19 protein-coding genes and 4 pseudogenes are annotated in these 19481 nt (G+C 60.2%); 21 read left to right on the top strand and 2 right to left on the bottom strand.

Going from position 1 to position 19481, the window contains the following annotated elements:
• Positions 1-82: 82 nt before the first annotated feature.
• From ACAX43_RS28485 to ACAX43_RS28550, 14 genes and pseudogenes are all read left to right on the top strand, one after another.
• Entirely contained in the window at positions 83-1126 is a 1044-nt protein-coding gene (locus tag ACAX43_RS28485; RefSeq protein ID WP_370711694.1) for an LLM class flavin-dependent oxidoreductase, read from the top strand.
• A gap of 36 nt (positions 1127-1162) precedes the next feature.
• Positions 1163-2635 carry an aldehyde dehydrogenase gene (locus ACAX43_RS28490; protein ID WP_370711695.1) on the top strand — a complete coding sequence of 491 codons (1473 nt, stop codon included), beginning with the start codon at positions 1163-1165 and terminating at the stop codon, positions 2633-2635.
• Between the two features lie 53 nt (positions 2636-2688).
• Positions 2689-3003: an NIPSNAP family protein gene (locus ACAX43_RS28495; RefSeq protein ID WP_370711696.1), complete on the top strand. Its 315-nt coding sequence runs from the start codon at positions 2689-2691 to the stop codon at positions 3001-3003.
• Between the two features lie 66 nt (positions 3004-3069).
• On the top strand, positions 3070-4101 hold the full coding sequence (locus tag ACAX43_RS28500; protein ID WP_370711697.1) for a polyamine ABC transporter substrate-binding protein: 1032 nt from the start codon (positions 3070-3072) through the stop codon (positions 4099-4101).
• 50 nt (positions 4102-4151) lie between these two features.
• Positions 4152-5036, top strand: coding sequence for an ABC transporter permease (locus ACAX43_RS28505; protein ID WP_370711698.1), 885 nt, complete (start codon positions 4152-4154; stop codon positions 5034-5036).
• Between the two features lies 1 nt (position 5037).
• The gene (locus tag ACAX43_RS28510; protein ID WP_370711699.1) at positions 5038-5832 is read left to right on the top strand and encodes an ABC transporter permease; all 795 of its coding nucleotides are present in this window, start codon (positions 5038-5040) and stop codon (positions 5830-5832) included.
• A gap of 16 nt (positions 5833-5848) precedes the next feature.
• On the top strand, positions 5849-6940 hold the full coding sequence (locus ACAX43_RS28515; protein WP_370711700.1) for an ABC transporter ATP-binding protein: 1092 nt from the start codon (positions 5849-5851) through the stop codon (positions 6938-6940).
• A 14-nt stretch (positions 6941-6954) separates the two neighbouring features.
• Positions 6955-7650 carry a GntR family transcriptional regulator gene (locus tag ACAX43_RS28520; RefSeq protein WP_370711701.1) on the top strand — a complete coding sequence of 232 codons (696 nt, stop codon included), beginning with the start codon at positions 6955-6957 and terminating at the stop codon, positions 7648-7650.
• A gap of 865 nt (positions 7651-8515) precedes the next feature.
• Positions 8516-8761 (top strand): hypothetical protein, encoded by a 246-nt coding sequence (locus ACAX43_RS28525; RefSeq protein WP_370711702.1) that lies wholly within the window; start codon positions 8516-8518, stop codon positions 8759-8761.
• Positions 8762-8834: 73 nt separating this feature from the next.
• A complete protein-coding gene (locus ACAX43_RS28530) occupies positions 8835-8972 on the top strand; it encodes a hypothetical protein (RefSeq protein WP_370711703.1) in 138 nt (45 codons plus the stop codon).
• Between the two features lie 284 nt (positions 8973-9256).
• Positions 9257-9424 carry a hypothetical protein gene (locus tag ACAX43_RS28535; protein ID WP_370711704.1) on the top strand — a complete coding sequence of 56 codons (168 nt, stop codon included), beginning with the start codon at positions 9257-9259 and terminating at the stop codon, positions 9422-9424.
• Positions 9425-10101: 677 nt separating this feature from the next.
• Positions 10102-10668 (top strand): phasin family protein, encoded by a 567-nt coding sequence (locus ACAX43_RS28540; protein ID WP_370711705.1) that lies wholly within the window; start codon positions 10102-10104, stop codon positions 10666-10668.
• 126 nt (positions 10669-10794) lie between these two features.
• Positions 10795-11356: pseudogene (locus tag ACAX43_RS28545) on the top strand (SDR family oxidoreductase); the annotation flags it as partial.
• A gap of 39 nt (positions 11357-11395) precedes the next feature.
• Positions 11396-11584: a hypothetical protein gene (locus ACAX43_RS28550; RefSeq protein ID WP_370711706.1), complete on the top strand. Its 189-nt coding sequence runs from the start codon at positions 11396-11398 to the stop codon at positions 11582-11584.
• Positions 11585-11952: 368 nt separating this feature from the next.
• Here the strand turns inward: ACAX43_RS28550 and ACAX43_RS28555 are convergent, their stop codons facing one another.
• Positions 11953-13293 (bottom strand): alkaline phosphatase family protein, encoded by a 1341-nt coding sequence (locus tag ACAX43_RS28555; protein WP_370711707.1) that lies wholly within the window; start codon positions 13291-13293, stop codon positions 11953-11955.
• Positions 13294-13711: 418 nt separating this feature from the next.
• On the opposite strand from ACAX43_RS28555, the gene ACAX43_RS28560 reads away from it, so the two are divergent.
• The 7 genes and pseudogenes from ACAX43_RS28560 to ACAX43_RS28590 form a co-directional block, all read left to right on the top strand.
• Positions 13712-14281, top strand: coding sequence for an IS6 family transposase (locus ACAX43_RS28560; protein WP_370711708.1), 570 nt, complete (start codon positions 13712-13714; stop codon positions 14279-14281).
• Between the two features lie 215 nt (positions 14282-14496).
• Entirely contained in the window at positions 14497-14844 is a 348-nt protein-coding gene (locus ACAX43_RS28565; RefSeq protein WP_370711709.1) for a hypothetical protein, read from the top strand.
• A 122-nt stretch (positions 14845-14966) separates the two neighbouring features.
• Positions 14967-15209, top strand: a complete 243-nt coding sequence (locus tag ACAX43_RS28570) for a hypothetical protein (RefSeq protein ID WP_370711710.1) — start codon at positions 14967-14969, stop codon at positions 15207-15209.
• A 383-nt stretch (positions 15210-15592) separates the two neighbouring features.
• A pseudogene (locus tag ACAX43_RS28575) lies at positions 15593-15963 on the top strand (hypothetical protein); the annotation flags it as partial.
• A 415-nt stretch (positions 15964-16378) separates the two neighbouring features.
• Complete coding sequence (locus ACAX43_RS28580; RefSeq protein ID WP_370711711.1) at positions 16379-16642, top strand: DUF4148 domain-containing protein; 264 nt, start codon at positions 16379-16381, stop codon at positions 16640-16642.
• Between the two features lie 388 nt (positions 16643-17030).
• Positions 17031-17588, top strand: a pseudogene (locus tag ACAX43_RS28585) (ornithine cyclodeaminase family protein); the annotation flags it as partial.
• Positions 17589-17591: 3 nt separating this feature from the next.
• A pseudogene (locus ACAX43_RS28590) lies at positions 17592-17801 on the top strand (helix-turn-helix domain-containing protein); the annotation flags it as partial.
• Positions 17802-19045: 1244 nt separating this feature from the next.
• Here ACAX43_RS28590 and ACAX43_RS28595 read toward each other — a convergent pair.
• Positions 19046-19438 (bottom strand): response regulator, encoded by a 393-nt coding sequence (locus ACAX43_RS28595; protein WP_370711712.1) that lies wholly within the window; start codon positions 19436-19438, stop codon positions 19046-19048.
• Between the last annotated feature and the right edge of the window lie 43 nt (positions 19439-19481).

Genomic DNA, 19481 nt, shown 5'->3' on the forward strand with positions numbered 1-19481 from the left:
TGCACCCGACGCGCAGCCCGCAGCATGGGACCGGAGTAGGTGCTAAAGCACGAACTCCGGTCGACACGGGAGAGGAATCATCATGAAATTTTCGTTGTTCCTGCACATGGAGCGGTACGACAACACGACGTCGCATCGCGAACTGTTCGACCAGATGACCGAGCTCGTCCAGATCGCCGAGCGCGGCGGTTTCGAAACAGCCTGGATCGGCGAGCATCACGCGATGGAATTCACGATCGCGCCGAACCCTTTCGTCAACCTGTCGTATCTGGCCGCGAAGACGGACCGCATTCGTCTGGGCACGGGTACGGTGATCGCGCCGTTCTGGCATCCGATTGCACTGGCGGGTGAGGCGGGCATGGTCGATGTCGCGAGCAACGGGCGGCTCGATCTAGGCATCGCCCGCGGCGCGTATTCGTTCGAATACGAGCGCCTCTTGCCGGGCCTCGACGCGATGGGTGCGGGTGCGCGCATGCGTGAACTGGTGCCCGCGTTGCGCAAACTCTTCAAGGGCGATTACGCGCATCAGGGCGAGTTCTGGTCGTGGCCGTCGACAACGCCGGTGCCGCGTTCCGTCCAGCAACCGAATCCGCCGATGTGGCTCGCCGCGCGCGATCCGAACTCGCATGCGTTTGCGGTCGCAAACGGCTGCAATGTGCAAGTGACGTCGCTGGCTCAGGGCGATGCCGAGGTCGTGAGTCTGATTGAGCGCTTCAATGCTGCCTGCGCCGTGCATCCCGACGTGTCGCGTCCGCAGGTGATGATGCTGATGCACACGTTCGTCGGCGCGAACGCCGCCGAAGTGGATGAGGCGGTGGAGGACCTTGCACGCTTCTATCGCTACTTCAGCAAATGGTTCAAGAACGAGCGCCCGGTCGAGCAGGGCTTCATCGAGTCGCTGACGGATGCCGATGTCGAGATGTTCCCGCAGTACTCGCCCGAGGCGATTCGCAAGAACCTCGTGATCGGCGAGCCGAAACAGGTGATCTCGCGCCTCAAGGGCTATGAGGAACTCGGCTACGACCAGTACAGCTTCTGGCTTGACAGCCATATGAACTTCGAGCGCAAGCGCAAGTCTCTGGAGCTGTTCATTTCCGACGTGATGCCCGCGTTCGACGCGCGCTGACGCGCACGCCTTTGTTAACTCCACGGAGTGGCTGACATGGTCCAGCGGTTTCAGCAATACATCGACGGTGCGTTCGAAGATGCGCGCGAGCATTTCGACAGCGTCGATCCATCGACGGGCGACGTGTGGGCGAGCATGCCGTCCGCCAGCGCGGACGACGTTGATCGCGCGGTGCGCGCGGCGCATCGCGCGCTCAACGATCCCGCGTGGGGGAATCTGACGGCGAGCGCTCGCGGCAAGCTGCTCTACAAGCTCGCCGATCTCGTCGCGCAACATGCGCCGCGTCTTGCCGAACTCGAAACCCAGGACACGGGCAAGATCATCCGCGAGACGCGCAGCCAGATCGGCTATGTCGCCGAGTACTACCGCTATTACGCGGGCGTCGCGGACAAGATCCAGGGCGCGTGGCTGCCGGTCGACAAACCCGATATGGAAGTCACGTTGCGGCGCGAACCGGTGGGCGTGGTCGCGGGCATCGTGCCGTGGAATTCGCAGCTGTTCCTGTCGGCGGTGAAAGTCGGTCCTGCGCTCGCCGCGGGTTGCACGATCGTTCTCAAGGCGTCGGAGGACGGTCCCGCGCCGTTGCTTGAATTCGCGCGGCTCGTGCACGAAGCGGGCTTTCCGAAAGGCGTCGTCAATATCGTGACCGGCTTCGGCAACGATTGCGGGCGCACGCTGACGAGTCATCCGTTCGTATCGCGGATCGCGTTCACGGGCGGCCCGGAAACGGCGCGTCACGTGGTGCGCAATTCGGCCGAGAACCTGGCGGCGATGTCGCTGGAACTCGGTGGCAAGTCGCCCGTGCTGGTGTTCGACGACGCCGACCTCGACAGCGCCTGCAATGCCGTCATTGCCGGCATTTTCGCGGCGACGGGGCAAAGCTGTGTCGCAGGTTCGCGCCTCGTCGTGCAGCGCGGCATCCACGATGCGTTGGTCGAGCGGCTCGTCACGAAGGCGCAGGCGATTCGCATCGGCAATCCGCGGGACATGGCCACCGAAATGGGACCGCTCGCCACCGGCCGTCAACTCGAACACATCGAGAAGGTGCTGCGCGCGAGCGTCGAAGCGGGCGGACGCATTCTCACCGGTGGTAAGCAACCGGACGGCGTCGGCCCGGGCAACTACTTTTTGCCGACCATCGTCGATTGCGCTAGCGCGCAAGTGCCGAGCGTGATGGAAGAACTGTTCGGACCGGTGCTGAGCGTCGTCACGTTCGATACGGAAGCCGACGCTATCGCGCTCGCCAACAACACGCGTTATGGCCTCGCATCAGGCGTGTTCACGCGGGACCTCACGCGGGCGCACCGGCTCGTGCGCGCGCTGCGCGCGGGCATCGTGTGGGTCAACACGTATCGGGCGGTGTCGCCGATCGTGCCGTTCGGCGGCTACGGCCTGTCCGGCCTCGGTCGCGAAGGCGGGCTGGACGCGGTGCTCGAATACACGCGCACGAAGTCGGTGTGGATCCGCACGTCGGACGAGCCGATTGCCGATCCGTTCGTGATGCGCTGACGCACGAGCGCGATCGAAGCACCGCCATTTACGCTGCGAGGAGACAAGCCAGCATGTTCTACGAAATCCGCACGTACCGCATCAAGACGGGGGCCGTGCCCACCTATCTGAAACTCGTGGAGGAAGAGGGCATCGAGTTGCAGACGCGGTACCTGGGTCAATTGGTCGGCTACTTCTTGTCGGAGATCGGGCCGTTGAATCAGATTGTGCATATCTGGGCCTATCCGAGTCTCGACGAACGCGAACGCCGCCGTGCCGCGCTCGCTGAAGATCCCGCGTGGCAGGCCTTCGCGCCGAAGATCCAGGCGCTGATGGAAGAAATGGAAAACAAGATCATGAAGCCAGCGCGTTTTTCGCCGCTTGCCTGAGATAGAGCGTTCGATTGGCCGCGGTACACGTTGCCACTATACCTACCGAAATCTTTGGAGACAGACATGAGCAGTAGAACCACTTCCTCAATCGCGTCGCTAATCGCTTTCTGCGCGGTGACGCTCGCGGCGCCCCCGGCACTGGCCGCGGCCCCCATTGTCTTTACGAGCTGGGGCGGCACCACACAGTCCTCGCAACAGAAGAACTGGGCGCAGCCATTCACACAGGCAACCGGCGTCAACGTGCTGATGGACGGCCCGACCGACTACGGCAAGCTCAAGGCGATGGTCGACAGCGGCAACGTGAACTGGGATGTGGTCGATGTCGAAGGCGATTTTGCGTACGCTGCGCAGCAGGCAGGACTGATCGAACCGATCGACTATTCCGTCGTGAAGAAAGACGAACTGGATCCGCGCTTCGCGACGCCGGACGCAGTGGGCAGCTTCTACTATTCGTTCGTGCTCGGCTACAGCAAGGCGAAGTACACGGGCGCGCAGCCGGCCGCGTGGGCCGATCTGTTCGATACGAAGAAATTCCCCGGCAAGCGCACGCTCTATAAATGGTCTGCGCCCGGCGTGCTTGAAATCGCGCTGCTCGCCGACGGCGTGCCGCCCAACAAGCTGTATCCGCTCGACCTCGACCGCGCATTCAGGAAGCTTGACACCATCAAGGGCGATATTGTCTGGTGGAGCGGCGGTGCGCAATCGCAGCAACTGCTCGCGTCGGGCGAGGCACCCATCGGTATGTTCTGGAATGGACGCTTGCATGCGCTCGAACAGACCGGCGTGCCGGTCGGCATTTCGTGGAATCAGAACCTGACGGCCGCCGACATGCTGGTGATTCCGAAGGGCGCGAAACACAAGGCCGAAGCAATGAAGTACCTCGCCGTCGCAACGAGCCCGCATGCGCAGGCAAAGTTCGCGATGGATACCGGCTATGCGCCGATCAATGTGAAGTCGGCCGCGCTGATGTCGCCCGCCATCGCGAAGACGCTGCCCGATCAGTACAGGTCCTCGCAGATCAATCTCGACATGAAGTACTGGGCCGAGAATCGTGATGCGATCGCCAAGCGCTGGTATGCATGGCAGTCGAAATAAGCGCGGGGCAGGTCAGCGTCGCATAGCAATCGGACTGGATGGGAGACACCATGCCTAATGTTCTGAGTACCGTCGCGCATCCGCCCGCGACGGCCGCGCGACGGCGGCGCGACTGGCGCAGCATCCGCCTGCTCGTGCCCGCGCTGTTGCTGCTTGTGATCTTCTTTCTGCTGCCCGTGCTGTCGTTGCTGTTGCGCAGCGTGCTCGAACCCACGCCGGGGCTGGGCAATTATGTGCAACTGCTCGGCTCGACGACCTATCTGCGCGTGTTCGGCAATACGTTTCTGGTGGCAACGGTCGTGACGCTGGCGACCCTCGCGATCGGATTCCCGACCGCATGGCTGCTCGCCATCGCGCCGCGCAAGCTGAGTTCATTGCTGTTCGCGATCCTGCTGCTGTCAATGTGGACCAACCTGCTGGCGCGCACGTTCGCCTGGATGGTGCTACTGCAACAGACTGGACCAATCAACCGTTTGCTGATGGCGCTCGGCGTGATCAGCGAACCGCTGACGCTCGTAAACAACCTGATCGGCGTGACCATCGGTATGACGTACATCATGCTGCCGTTCCTGGTGATGCCGCTGCATGCGACGCTGCGCAGCATCGATCCATCGACGTTGCGGGCCGCTGCAATCTGCGGAGCGAGCCGCTGGCAGGCGTTCTGGCGCGTGCTGGTGCCGCTCGCGATGCCGGGCATCGCCTCGGGCGCGTTGATGGTGTTCGTGATGGCGCTCGGCTATTTCGTCACGCCGGCACTGCTCGGCGGCGCGTCCTACATGATGCTTGCGGAACTCATCGCCCAGCTCGTGCAGCAACTGTTGAACTGGGGCCTCGCCGGTGCGGCCGCCTTCGTGCTGCTCGCCGTGACGCTCGCGCTGTACACGCTGCAGTTGCGCTTCACGGGCAGGGCACGCGCAAATCCGGGAGGCCACTGACATGTTGCTCGATTTCGACCGTCTGGGCGCGCTGCGCTATATGTTGCTTGCCGTCGGCGCAGCCGTTGCGCTCTTTCTCCTGCTGCCGATCGTGTTCATCGTCGTGCTGTCGTTCGGCGATTCGCAGTGGCTGATCTTTCCGCCGCCGGGTTGGACGCTGGAGTGGTATCGCCAGCTTTTCACCGATGCCGGCTGGATCGACGCGCTGCTCACGAGCGCGAAGCTCGCGGCGATCGTCACCGCGCTGTCCGTCCTGATCGGCTTTCTCGCTTCACTGGCGCTGGTGCGCGGCAGGTTTCGCGGACTCAATGCCGTGCAGGCGTTCTTCCTCACGCCGATGGTGCTGCCCGTCGTCGTGCTGGCCGTCGCGCTGTACGCGTTCTTCCTGCGCATCGGCCTGAACGGCACGATGACGGGTTTCGTGATCGGCCATCTGATCATCGCGCTGCCGTTCTCGATCATCTCGATCAGCAACTCGCTGTCGAGCTTCGACACGGCGCTCGAAGATGCGGCCCTGATCTGTGGCGCGTCGCCGCTCGAAGTAAAGCTGCGCGTCACGTTGCCCGCGATCCGGCTCGGCCTGTTCGCCGCCGCGATCTTCTCGTTCCTCGCGTCGTGGGACGAAGTGGTGGTGTCGATCTTCATGTCGAGCCCGACCTTGCAGACGCTGCCCGTACGGATCTGGGCAACGCTGCGGCAAGACCTGACCCCCGTCGTGGCGGCGGCGTCTTCGCTGCTCGTCGGATTGACAACCGTATTGATGTTGGCGGGCGCCATGCTGCGCCGCGCACGATAACCGAGGTGAACGAGCCATGACTGCCGCATTCCTGCAAATCCAGCGCCTGCGCAAAACCTACGACGACGTCGTCGCCATCGACCAGGTGTCGCTCGATGTGCGCAAGGGCGAGTTCATGACCTTTCTCGGGCCGTCGGGTTCGGGCAAGAGCACGACGCTCTATATCGTCGCGGGCTTTCAGGAGCCGAGCGAAGGGCGCGTGCTGCTCGAGGGCAAGCCGCTGCTCTCCGTCGCGCCGAACAAGCGCCACATCGGCATGGTATTTCAGCGCTATACGCTGTTTCCGCATCTGACGGTGGGCGAGAACATTGCCTTTCCATTGCGCGTGCGCCGCCGTCCTGACGCCGAAGTGAAGGCCAAGATCGAACAGATGCTGAAGCTCGTGCATCTGTCCGAGTGCCGCGACCGGATGCCCGCGCAATTGTCGGGCGGCCAGCAGCAGCGCGTCGCGATTGCACGCGCGCTCGCCTATGATCCACCCGTGCTGTTGATGGACGAACCGCTCTCCGCACTCGACAAGAAACTCCGTGAGGAAATCCAGCTCGAATTGCGCCGCATTCATCAGGAGACGGGCGTGACGATTCTCTATGTGACGCACGATCAGGAAGAGGCGCTGCGGCTGTCGGATCGCATCGCCGTGTTCAACAAGGGGCGCATCGAGCAGGTCGGCACCGGCGAGGAACTGTATGGGAATCCGGCGTCGCGGTTCGTCGCGAGCTTTATCGGAAACTCGAATTTCCTGCCGGTGCGTGTGACGTCGAATAGCGACGGCAGGATGAACGGCGTGTTTCCGAACGGCCATACTGTGACGTCGGGCAGCTTCAATCCGGTGCTCACGGCGGGCGACGAAGGCACGCTGATGATTCGCCCGGAGCAGATGCACATTCACGCACTGCACAACACAAGCAGTGCGGCGGGCCTGCCTGTCACCGTACGCGATATCACGTATCTCGGCGACGCGATGCACTACGCCGTCGCGACGCCCTGGCAGCAGGAGATTTCGATTCGCATGCCGGCGGGACATCGCCATGACAGCGGGTTGTCGATCGGCACGCAGGCGCTCGTCGATTGGGACACGCGCGATGTGCGGCTGTTTGCTCAGGCATGACGACAATGCACACCATGAGTGACGCTCTGCCTTCGCTGAAAGTCGAACGCCGCACCACGACGTTGCGCGAACTCGCGCTTGAGAAAATGCGCACGGCGATCCTGGAGGCCCATTTTCGTCCGGGCGAACGGCTGGTCGAGCGTTCGCTATGTGAAGAACTGGGCGTTAGCAGGACCGTGGTGCGTGAGGTTTTGCGGCATCTGGAGACGGAAGGACTGGTCGATTCGATCCCGAACCAGGGGCCGATCGTCGCGAGGCTGGATGCCGATACAGCGGCCGAAATCTACGAGATTCGCGCGTTGCTGGAAGGCGATGCAGCGATGGCATGCGCACAACATGCGGATGAAGCCGTGATTGCGCTGCTAGCCGAGTGCATCACACGGATCCAGCACGCGTTTGAAAGCCACGCGCATCAGACGGTGCGGGAGCAAACGACTACGTTTTACGAGGCAATGTTCCATGGCGGCGGCAAGAAGGTGTCGTGGGAAATCGTTCAGACGCTCAATGCGCGAATCAACCGTTTGCGCGCGATGACGATCGCCTCCGATGACCGCGGCCGACAAGCCGTGCAGGAGATGAACCGAATTCTCGTTGCGATCCAATCGCGCGACGCGCGGCGAGCGCGCGACGCAGCCACCGCGCATGTGGCCAGGGTCGCGGATATCGCGGCAGAATTGTTACGGCAAACGCTTGGAGAGGCGTCAGCCTGATTGACAAGCCGGTGGCTCGCGAAACGGGAAGTGGTGCGAATAGTCGTGTAGCAGTAACGCGCTTGCTGACTTGATAACGGAGGCATGGTTTCTGATTTCGTGACGTTGCCAGCGTTGCACGTGCAGCGAGCCTCAAACTGCGTTATTAATGCAACTAACCGTCTTTTTTATCAAATTCAACTTTCAACATCAAGACCGGTCAGCAGGCAATGGGCCTCTCTGCCCATTTTGCAAATGTCAATCGCAAGGCACTTCGTCGACAACGACATCAATTTCGCTCGATCAATTCTGAATGATATGAACGACTCCCGCCCACCGGTGCATTCCGACCGGGCGGTATCCTGATACGCAGCGATAGCCTCGCGATTTGCGAATCGGCGATCATATTGGCCTACTCTATCGAATAGCAGGGATCCGTCATGACACATACGATCGTGGAATAGGTGGACACCTATGCTCCTCGCTCCTGTCCCCAGCCGCTAGACGCCGAAAATGGATCGCTTACTCTCCTTTCGCTGCATTAATCAATGCGAAGTCGGCCCAGGCACCCCACATTGCCGCATATTAGGAAATTTACGATACTGTGAATCAAATTCCTCGTATTTAACGCTTCGTCCCCGCATTGCTCGGTGCAGGTTATTGATCTCGTTGGCAGGAAAGCCATATGAGCTGCGCCGAGAAATTATCAAGATAATCAACAAAGACGGTCAGTATTGTTGATGTCAGGACAGCGATATCCCCTTGTTTTCCCGCCACAACATCGACAGTTCAGGCCGATCAAACTTTCTTCATGCTGAACTAATGTAAGCTTCCTGTAAAATACGCCGAGCGCAGAACACCGATAAGACTAGGAGGCGGACGGACTATGGCGGATGACCACGAGCAGGAAGAGTTTTTTCATATCCGGAAAATGGTGCTTGAACTCGACCGATTAATCGAGAGGGGTGATGTTCAGGATTGTAAAAATCCGGTAACGCAACCCGACTATTGGCGAAAGCGGATCGATGCGTTGCTGGCTACGCCAGCGGTTTCCGAGTCCATCGCCGCACGGGCTGCGGCGTTACTGGTGCAACTGGATCGGATTGCGGACGCGCGGAGGAAAAGCGGGTAATTTACACGATGCTGGATAATTAGCAGCTCCCCCAAAGTTGTAAAAGGCAGTCGAAGTCCGTAGGGAGTTTGCCATGATCGAATCCTGGGCCGGCGTGATCATTGGATTGTTCGCGCTCGCAATCGCCGCGACGCTGGTCGTTGGGCACTATCGGCGCGAGCATTTACAGCGCCTGCTCAGCGGATGGACGATCGTCGTTGGTGGGACGTGACGCGGCGCCGGCATCGCTACCTCTATTCGTTCCGTGCCCGTTCGTGTCCAGTAGCCAAGCTGACCTGCGTTTTTCACAGACACGACGACGGGCCCCGGATTAGCTGGCAACCTCTGCAAGACCTCTCAAGACCGAGACCCAATCAGGACCGCCTCGTCGGGCCTCATGGTGCGGGCTGCGGGCGGCCAGCTAAGGATCATTCCGGTCTGGCAGGCTCTGGGTGAGCACGCCGCGCATGCGAAACGCATCGGGTTCATTGCAGCAGGAAACACGACTTCGACGAAATGACGGTCACATTCGAGTCGATGTCAATTGCGGCGCGGACCGATATCACCGGAGGCGGTTGCTATCGCGGCGAAGACGGCAACCACTGGATCACCGAACGGATCGACGGGGTCGTCACGTCTGGGGGCATCAGCTCGATATCGAAGAAGCGGAAAGCGCACCGGTGACCCATCCCGACGTCGTCGAGGCGGCAATGGTTGGCTACCCCATGGGCTCAAGGGGCAGGGCATCTACGCCTATGTGACGCTCGAGATCGGAGTCGAGCCGGTGGATCTGTCACAAAAGAGCGTCGAGCCGAAGGCCGCGCATATTGATCCGCTTCACGCGAGTGCGAAGCATCAGTGACTCGACGTTTACCCTGAGCATCGCCCATCTAGCAAGACGTTGTGGCAACCAAATAGTCGAATTCAAACACGCAGCACACATGGAGAGTGTAGTAATGCTGAAGAAAATCATCAGACAAAAACACGCAAAAAAAGATGCATCGTCGCCCTCGACAAACACCCTCCTGGCCAGCCTCGCCCCTACGTCACCTGTCGCGGCGAGGCGGTCCTTCACGCCGTGGCGCGGGTCTGCTGAGGGTCCGCAAAGCTCCACTCACCGCGTTGCGCCTGCCGTCTGGTCAGGCGGCGACGCTCACGCCTGACGATGCCTGTCGATGTCTGACGACGACATCAGGTAGACACCCGCGTGATCAGTAGTGCTTATAACAGACAATGTCTGAATACTTTTTCGCGGTTTTGAGTTTGGATGTTTTTGCGGTCATCGATCAATCCGGTCCGTCACATCAACGTTGGGTCCGGTTCTCCGGCCACGTCACGGATCCACTTTCAGGAGCTTCATCATGAGTCTGTTGCCGCCCGAACAATTTGCTGCTGGGCAAAAAGCCAATCTTGACACGCTGTTCGGTCTGACCAGAACGGCATTCGAAGGCTGGCAGAGGCTCGTTGAACTGAATCTGCAGGCAGCCAGATCGACCCTCGCTGAGGAGCAGGACAGTGTGCTCCTGGCACTCTCGGTCAGGGATCCGCAGGAACTGGCCATGTTGCCCGCCCGCATGATGCAGCCGACGGCCGGGAAAATGCAGTCGTACAGCCGGGAGGTGTTTGCCATCGTGACTGCGATGCAAACCGGATTCGCAAAGGTCGCCGAGGCACAGTACGAAGCGCATAACCGCCGCGTGCAAATGCTGGTCGACACCGTCGCTCAGAGCGCACCGGCTGGTTCGGAAGCGGCCGTCGCGGCGCTGAAGTCCGCCGTCACGGCCACCGGCACACTATACGAAACGGTCCAGCGCACCACCCGGCAAGCCGTAGAAGTCACCGAAAGCAACTTCAACATTGCCGCTGCTGAGGCGTCAAAAGCGACCCAGCACGCCCTCAGGCAGGCGTGGCGCGCTGCAAAGGAATAACGCGCAATGCGCGGTCGTCGTCGTCGTCGCGACCGGCGGCCGCCCACCGGTCGCTCACGGTCTTTCTCCTGCACGCGTTCGTGGCGGGAGCCGTCACGAGACAACGCGGACCGTACACGTCTGCCGGACGTGGTCGACTACGATTTCTGCACGGCACTGTGCGGCCAGGATCCAGATCGAAGCTGGACCGGCCAGACATTCGGTCAACAATGCGGGCATTACGCGCAACGCGACCTTCAGAAAGCCGGACAAGGTCATCCGGGATGCGGTGATCCGGACCAATGTCGACTCAGTGTTCAACATGACGAAGCCGCTGTGCGACAGCATGGTCGAAAGCGGCAGGGCTCGCATCATCGGCGTGTCGTTGGTGATGGCCTCGAAGGTCGGCTTTGGACGGACCCGTTGTGCAGCCGCCAACGCCGGCATGCATGGCTTGACGAAATCGCTGACGCTCGAGGTGGCAAAGAAGGCGTGACAGTCAACATGATCTCGTCCGGGTATGTTGCGACCCGGATGGTGGCCGCGGTGCCGCGGGAGATTCTCGACACGAAGATCAGTTCAAAGATTCCGGTTGGCTGGCTGGGGTAGTCCGAGGAAGTGGCCGCGCTGGTCCTGTATCTGTACTCGCGAGGCGGCGTTTGTGACCGACTCGAACATTGCGATTTACGGCGGCCAGCATCTGCAGTAAGGCTCCGTAAGCATTCGAACGCGTGAGAAGGAGTTCGCGATGGTTGAATCCTGGATGGGCGTGGTTCTCGAGACGTTCGTGCTCCCGGTTGCGGCGATGCTGGTCATGGGCCATTACCGCCGCGAACATCGGCGCGCGCGACTGCTCAGACGGATGTCTCATTATCTTGATGCAGCGCAAACATTGACAGCAGCACCGACTGGCGACGTCGATTCATACCTGAAATAGCGCTGCGCCTGGACAGATATCTGCTCGCCGCGAGCGTGCGTCGTTCGGAAAAATTAGGGTGCGACACACGTGTGCGTGGCCTGCCATACAGCGGCTCGGGGTGCTTGTGAGCGAGGTCCGTTTTTTTTTTCGACGTCGAACGCGTTGAGAGTGCGTGTGTAATACCATATCATCCGGTCCATGCTCTCACTGTCGTCGAGCGCCCGCCCGAGATAGTCTGCAAGCACCGCAGCGTCGGCCACCCGGTCTGACGCGACGACATCGTTAACCCGAGGCGACGCGCGATGGATACCGCCGTCGCTGTTGGTGAGAGATGAGCCACTACACGCCGAACCGCCCGAGCGCAAGCAAGGCAAGGTAATCGACCCCTACCGGTGCGCGTAAAGCGGTAGGAAGGGGTCTTTAGCACGCGGCGCGCCGGCGCTCGATGGGCGCACATTACCGACGGCCGCAGGCGACGGACACTTTGGGATATCGGAGCGCGCGACCCGCAGTGACAGCATCTTCGAAAAGTCGGCGGCAGCCCGCACGCGGGCAGTGAGATTCAGCGAACCGTTCAGTCCAAGCACCCTATCGACAGTTTTCAATATCGATGTATGGTCGTATTCCGTATGGTCGATGGTTCCAGATGGAACATAGGGAGAGATGATGAGTGCCGGGACACGCACGCCTAGACGGTCAAAGGGATAGTTGTGCGCCTTGAGCTTAGGGTTCTCGCCTGAGCCCGGAGGTACTGCTGGCGGAGGCCGTACGTGGTCGAAGAAGCCACCGTGTTCGTCGAACACGATAACGAACATGCTGCCGGGCCACAGGCTCGACCCGCTGATGGCGTCGTACAGCGTTTTCACCAGCGCCTCGCCTTTGCGCACGTCGCCTGCCGGATGCATGGAGTCGCCATTCCGAAAATCGTTTTTCGCGTCATATGAAGGCTCAATAAAGACAAACTTCGAAGTCAAGGAGCCATCGGCGAGCTGGGACAAAAGCGCGTCCATCCCGACAAAACGGCTGAGCTGACTCTGCATGCCATAGATGGCCCGCGTCTGGGCAACATCGCCTTGTACGATGAGCCAATCAATCGAGCGCAGTTTCGAGAATATGGTGCCGTTCGGAAACGTAAATACGGGCGCATTCAAGAAGATAGCGTCGAGTACCTGTGCGTCACTGGGCGAGTGGTCAAGTCCAGAGGATGTTCCTGCGACTGCAAAAAAGCGGTTCGGCCAGGTTGGACCAGGTACCGACGCAAACCAGTTGTCACATACGCCAAACTGGCTCGCGAGGAAATTCAGCACGGGTAGCTGGCCGGGAGTGAACGCGCTGAACGCGTCAGCCACGATGTCGGCGTGGTCTTCGTATGTCCCGGCAAAGCCAGTGGTCGACGGGTCCACCGCGAGGGGCGGGTAGCCCGCGGACCCGAGTACAAGCGTATCGCTCCTGACCGTGTCCGCACTCGCGATTTGCAAGCCGCATAGCTGCACGCAAGTGTCGGTAAATTCGTGGCCCGGGTCAAAGCCAAGAGCGTAAGGAGCGCCTGTACCCAGCTGATAACGCGTACCCGTCCGGCCAAAGTTGACAATCGGTTGTGTGGTCAACCCGTTACCTGTCGTCGGGCCGCCGCCGGGGACGTTGCCAGAGAAGGCCGAGAGGCCAAAGATGCTGTCGTAGGAGCGATTCTCAAGCATGAGAACGAAGATGTGCTGTATCGCTGCCATTACTCCTCCCCCTTGATTCCCGGCTGGCTGCCCGGCTACGATACACCGAAAACACGCGGCGTGAGCACTATCCGCTTCCCAGCCTTTCAGGTCAAGCGCGAGCTCTACAGGCAACGGGAGCCGGACCTCAATCATCGTCATGACATCAATCGCAATGCGCCAGGCGCGAGAGTGTCATGCGCAAGAAGCTCGCGGAACAGCTCTTGGCGTGACGGTGCTGGCAGCATCGTCGGCCGCATCCGCGCATCTATGTCGGCATGGGCTTTGGCAGGTTCTGTCGCATTAACGCGGGAGAGGTAGTAGTCGGGCCAGACAAATACACTTCGGCTGCCCGATGAAGAAGACGAGAATACCGCGAAAGACGCTTGCTCCGAGCATCGCCCGAGTGCTAAAGCACCTTCACTAAACGCTTGATGTGATGTTGCTATCTGTGCGATGGTATGTCGCCTATTTGCTCAGTTTACGTAATCTTGAAGAGATGATGGCCGGACGCGGTATTGCCGTCGATCATTTAACGGTGCATCGCTGGGTGATTAAACTGATGCGGCAAGAGAGCTGGCGAATGGACGAAAGTGTGTCACGAACACAGGCGAAGGCTTGTGGTGTCATTGATTTCTTGTTCAGAGCCAAGCGGGACCAGGTGGCAGCACGGCGCGTCTTTGAAAAATCGATCGCCCAGAATAATGCGCCTGAGACCCCGACCATCGATAAAGGCGGCTCCAATCCGGCCGCGCTGCACGCAGTGAATGCCGAGGGGGAGACACCCATCAAGATCCGTCAGGTCAAGTATCTGAACAACGTGGTCGAGCAGGACCATCGGGACATCAAGCGCGTCACCCGCCAGACGCTGGGGTTTAAGGATTTCCACTGCGCACGCATCATTTTGAGTGGCATCGAATTGATGCGCATGATCAAGAAAGGGCAGATGAAAAGTCGGGGCAAGACTCCGCTGTCCGCTGCCCAGCAGTTTTACTCGCTAGCGTCATAAGCAATCCTTCACATATCGCTTCCGCTTCGGTTATTCCAGTTCCCACGACAGAACCCCCCGCGCCGGCATATTCACCTGGATCGACCCGTAGCAGCAGATGCGACCCGCGGAGAGTGTTCCACAACAGCAGCCGCGCGAAACGCAGGGAGAACATGAGCGGCAAGCAGGTGAGCCGATGCGTCAATTATCCGGATCAGTTCAGCGTGCGTTAAGAAATGCGGCAGCACAATACGTTACAAGGTGGCCGTTACCACTTTGACGGAGAATTTATGATGCGTACATTTTTCCACGTTGCGCTTGTCGTCGCAGTACTTGCTACCGCAGGAACAGCTTTTGCGGCGCCGTTCACGACCTATATGACGACGGTTCATCTGCACGACGGAAAGCAGGTGGTGTGCGCCGTCAACGAACCGCAATCGATGCGGCCGGTCGCCGTGCAGATGCTCAGCAAGCGTGAGCGTATTGAAGCACAAATCGACGCGACCGCCAGGTTGCGCAGGCACCCGGGTAACAGGAACCACTATCCGTCCGCTGCAACCGCACCGCGCGTCAACTGCGCGTAACCGCAACGCGCAGTAACTGTGCGGTGCGCTCGCATGCCATCCGTCTCGCCAGGTCCCCCTGACGACTTGCAGCACAGATTGCACGACGGTCTGTGCTGCGCACTGATTCTTGGGAGCGAAACATGAAACGAATGATCGTCCTGACCTCTGCCGTGATCGGCCTGATGCTGACGCAGGCCCATGCGCAGACTTCCGCGCCACCGACAAATCCGCAGACCCCGACGCAGAATGCCGTACAGCCCTCGCCGGCAGCGAGGGCGGCCGACATGGCGACACCAACCGCCGGTTCGACCCATGCGTCCAGAAAGGCAAGGCATCACCGGCGTGCCATGAACCGGCGGCGGAGTCCGTACAGGCACCACTGATGCACGCAATGAACCGAGAGGGCGCCAAGAATCGGTTTGTGCTTCTGGAAACGGAGTAACCCGGTCAGCTGTTGCGCACATTGTGATGGGCAGTCTTGATGGCAACGGCGCTCGCCCCTTTGGGCGATTTGCGCCGGTATGCAGGTAATCCCTGCTTTGGGTGAAACCGGTAACCTGACATGCTCCGGGTCCCGACAAGCCGACCGGTTGAGGCATGCATTAATCCGGCACGCAGCGCCTGTTCAGCGGCCTTACTGGCGTCGCTCGGTGAGTACGCATTCAGATGAACAGCGGGCCGCCACGTTCTGCACTGCTGCAGGCGTCCCGGCGGGACACCGGCGTTGCTGCATCATGTTGCCGGTATGACCTAAGGAAGAATCGACATGACGAATAACCCAAGTAACCTCGCTGTACAGGCTGTCAGCAAGGTCCCCGAAGTGACGCTCGGCTTCTGTGGGTCATCAAGATCGCCGCGACGACGCTTGGCGAGACCGTCGGAGACTGGGTGACGATGTCGCTGAAGCTTGGCTATCTGATTGGCTCGGCGATTTTCGCGATCGTCTTCATCGGCCTCGTTTCTGGACAGATCAAGGCTCGCAAGTTTCACCCTTTCCTCTATTGGGCGACCATCGTCGCGACGACGACGCTCGCCGACTTCGCCGACCGATCGCTTGGCATCGGCTATCCGGGCGGCGTCGCCATTGTTTTCAGCCCGCTCATCGCCAGCCTCGCGATCTCGTTTCTCTCAAGCGGCGGCTTGCCTACCGGTCGGCGGTCGTGCGCGGCTCGACCGAATTGGGGCGCCTGTGTGGACGCATGCTGCCCGTTCAGGCCTCTGCAGTCCATGTGCACTTGATTCATCGCTCACGGTCGATACGCGCGCTGCTGCATTCCAATGTGAGCTGAACAACGGCCACCCGAAGTACGGAGAGTATCCAGAAACACATGACACACAGATATCTTTTGCGCACGGTTCGATCCGGTGCTTCGCACTCACGTCGGGGCAAACGGTCCACGCGAACAGGTTTGTGTAAAAAAGCAGCCAACACCGGCCCATTTATCCTTTCGTCAAGCGCTTCATCAGGCGTTAAGGATGCGTGCCTTAGCGTGTAGTCACCGGTTGCGAACAGGGCTGTTCGTAACGGTAGCGATAGTGGAGGTACGAAATCATGAGAGTATTTATTCAGGCTGTTTTGGTTGCCGCTGTGCTAGCGGCTCCGGTCGCCTCGTTTGCCCGACAATCGAATGCGCCGCTGGCCCGTGCACGGGTGCGCGCCGAACTGGTCCAGCTGGAAAATGCTGGCTACAATCCGGCCAGGCGCGATGACGCCACCTATCCGGCCGACATCCGGGCCGCCCAAGCCCGCGTTGCTGCGCAGTCGGGTCGTCATACCGCGGCGGCAAACGGGGAACCGCTGTCGGGATACCACTGATGCCCTGGCCCGGCTTTTCTGAAACCGGCTCTCTGCAACGGCAGATCAAGAACACGCGTGCTGTCGCAAACAGTCGCGAGCGGCACGCCTGTTTCCGGTATCCGGTTGCCCGCAGAACAGGGTTCTGTACGCGCATCCGAATCTTGACGGTCCCCTGAACGGAAAGCGTCAAAACCCGGGCGTAACGACTCGCTCGTCCGCTGTGCGTCGGAGCCCGACTCGTCAGGGTTTTGATGCGCTGTCTCAAACACCGATCAGCCCAATCACCTGCGTCATCCATGCGCGCTCTAGCGCGGTCGGGTTGGAACTCCACAACCGATCGAACTCACACGAAGATATTCCGCCACGCTGGGCAGTCTGTCACCCCGCCTCGAGTTGCCCATGACAGGCTCATATGCGCCACCTTGCAGCGCTGCGACCGTGGGACTCAATCGCTGTGTTTTCACCGGCGCTTGCGGGAAACGCGGCGAAGCGCGCAGAGGTCACCGCCCTTCATGAGCGTGTGCGGATTTGCACCCAGCTTGACGATTGCGTGCGCGATGCCGACGTGGTCGCGTTGTGCACTTCCTCGGGCACTCCCGTACTGTCGGACAATATGCTGACCAAGCCGGCGCTCATCACGTCGATCAGCACGAATGTCGCTAATGCACATGAGATTTCACCGGCGTGGATTCAAGACATGGACGTCTATTGCGACTACCGGCAAACCACGCCTGCCAGCGCAGGTGAAATGAAATTGGCGGCGCAACTGCATCACTGGTCGCCGGGAAGCGTTCTGGGAGATTTGCCCGGACTTGTATCTGGCATGGCCAGGAAACCATCTTATCGACAGCATGCTTTCTTTCGCTCAATCGGACTTGGACTGGAAGATGTAGCGATCGCCTACGAGTTGTTCAGGCACGTGGCTGGGCAACCGATAAGTTTAGCAAATCCAATGCGCCTGTGATGTATCAATACCTTTCTCCAAGCATGGCTTCAGGGACGCCAACTAGCACTAAACTCTCTGACCCGGGGGCACCGTCGCGAACTTGTCGAGGCACTGTGGGAGGAAGGAGCGTTCAAAGGAAAGAGCGCGGCTAACTACGTTGCCAACGTTCTAGGTATGGGTCGCGCGACCGCATATCAGCATATCAGAGATTTACGAGGCACTGCAGCCTAGGCTGCAGCGGATTGAGCGGCCGCCGGGTCGCAACTGCGGCGTATGCGTCCAAGGGCGCCGCAAGGCTCTGGTGCAAATTACGGGCGCAAGCGAAAAAAATGGCTTATTCGCTGGTCCATTATTGTGCTGGGAGGATCGCCTTCCAAACAGCAGGCACAGCGGCATCTTTGAGGTGCAGCTTTGTGAGGTTGAACTGACACTGTCTGTCGAGTCAAGTGCTGCTGTCTACACATCAGCTCGATGCCGGAAATGGTTGTTGCCGCGGTCCTCAAGCGTTTAAAGCCGAGCATCACGTTCACCCTCGCTTTGAGGTTGCGATGATCCTGGTCGGATAGCCGTACCGCATTGCTGCGGTACGGCCCCCTAAGAACCGTACGTGCGCCTTTAGGAGCATACGGCTCAAGCCTCTACGAAGGCGGCATCTGTCTACCCCCTGTGGCACAACTTCTACAGGCGTATTGCGGAGTCCTACGGCAATTGAGAAGGTGCACTTGAAGATTGCTTGCTGCATCCGTCCCGCGGTCAGTTTTGCTTCACAATATGCGTTACATCCCAGCGGGTGTTCATTATGACGGGCTGCTGACAGTTGGAACACATGCCATCTTGCCTTACCCAGACACGGTACAGCTTACAGCGACCGCGTACGGCAACCGCGCGCCGAGTTCAGCATCTTCTGGCCCCATCGGCATTCGAAGTACGGTGCCCGACGCAAGGACCGGGGTTCTCTGGGCGTCCAGCATGTGGACCGTCTCAAGGGCGCGAGATTAGCGGGGATGAGCAGGATGAACGTGCTGAAGGCGCAGGCAAGTGCGGCGCCGATGCTGCGTCCACCCGTTCGCTCGAGCGGAAACCGGCACACCGGGCAGCGCGCGCATGCGTTCCCGGAACTGTGGTATGTGCTGCAGAGGTCCGCGTTCAGGGCAACCAATCGTCATTCGAGCCCGCCGTCATGACCATTCACGGCTGCGACGTCTGCCCCCTCCAGTCTTTTAGATAACGCGTGGCCTGTCTGGCGAACGCGATAACCTGGTCTGATCGAGCCAGCATGAGGCCGGGTGTCGTCGTCGGGATGATGTGAGGGTCACGGAAAGGGTCGCTGGACCCTTGTCCGAGTATAGTCGATCGCGATTCAGCCGACGACGGGGCACGGCGGCCATAAGAGGGGAACGAATCGGCCGCGCGCCAGGGCTAGTGTTGTGCGGGTTGAGCCGATTTTGAACCCACGGGGGGCTGAACATTGCGAGCTAGTCGCTTACGACTGGTTCGCACGCATCGCCTGCTGACAAGGTCGAGGCCTGGCGGTCGCACAGTTGGTTGCAGTGGACTCGATGGACCGTGCGCCGTCTACTTTCCGCGATCTGTGACGGATGGAGAGTGGCGTGACGCTTCAGCTCATTCAGCCGCGCGACGTCTGCTGGTTTGACCAGGTGGTAGTCGAAACCCGCCTGTCTGACACGATGGAGATGCTCTTCCCCTGCGTACCCGCTGTGCGCGATCAGCGATGTATCAGCGAACCCGGGCGTCGCACGTATCCCGCGGGCGACCTCGTAGCCGTCCATCTCCGGCAACCCGATGTCGAGCAGGATCACGTCCGGAGGAAATCCGTCGCGCACTGCAAGGCGGAAGGACCGTCGCATGCGACCTTCACCTCGTGTCCGTCGAGCCTTAAAACCATCGCAG

Origin of the sequence: Paraburkholderia sp. IW21 (assembly GCF_041321145.1) — a bacterium.
Classification (GTDB): Bacteria; Pseudomonadota; Gammaproteobacteria; order Burkholderiales; family Burkholderiaceae; genus Paraburkholderia.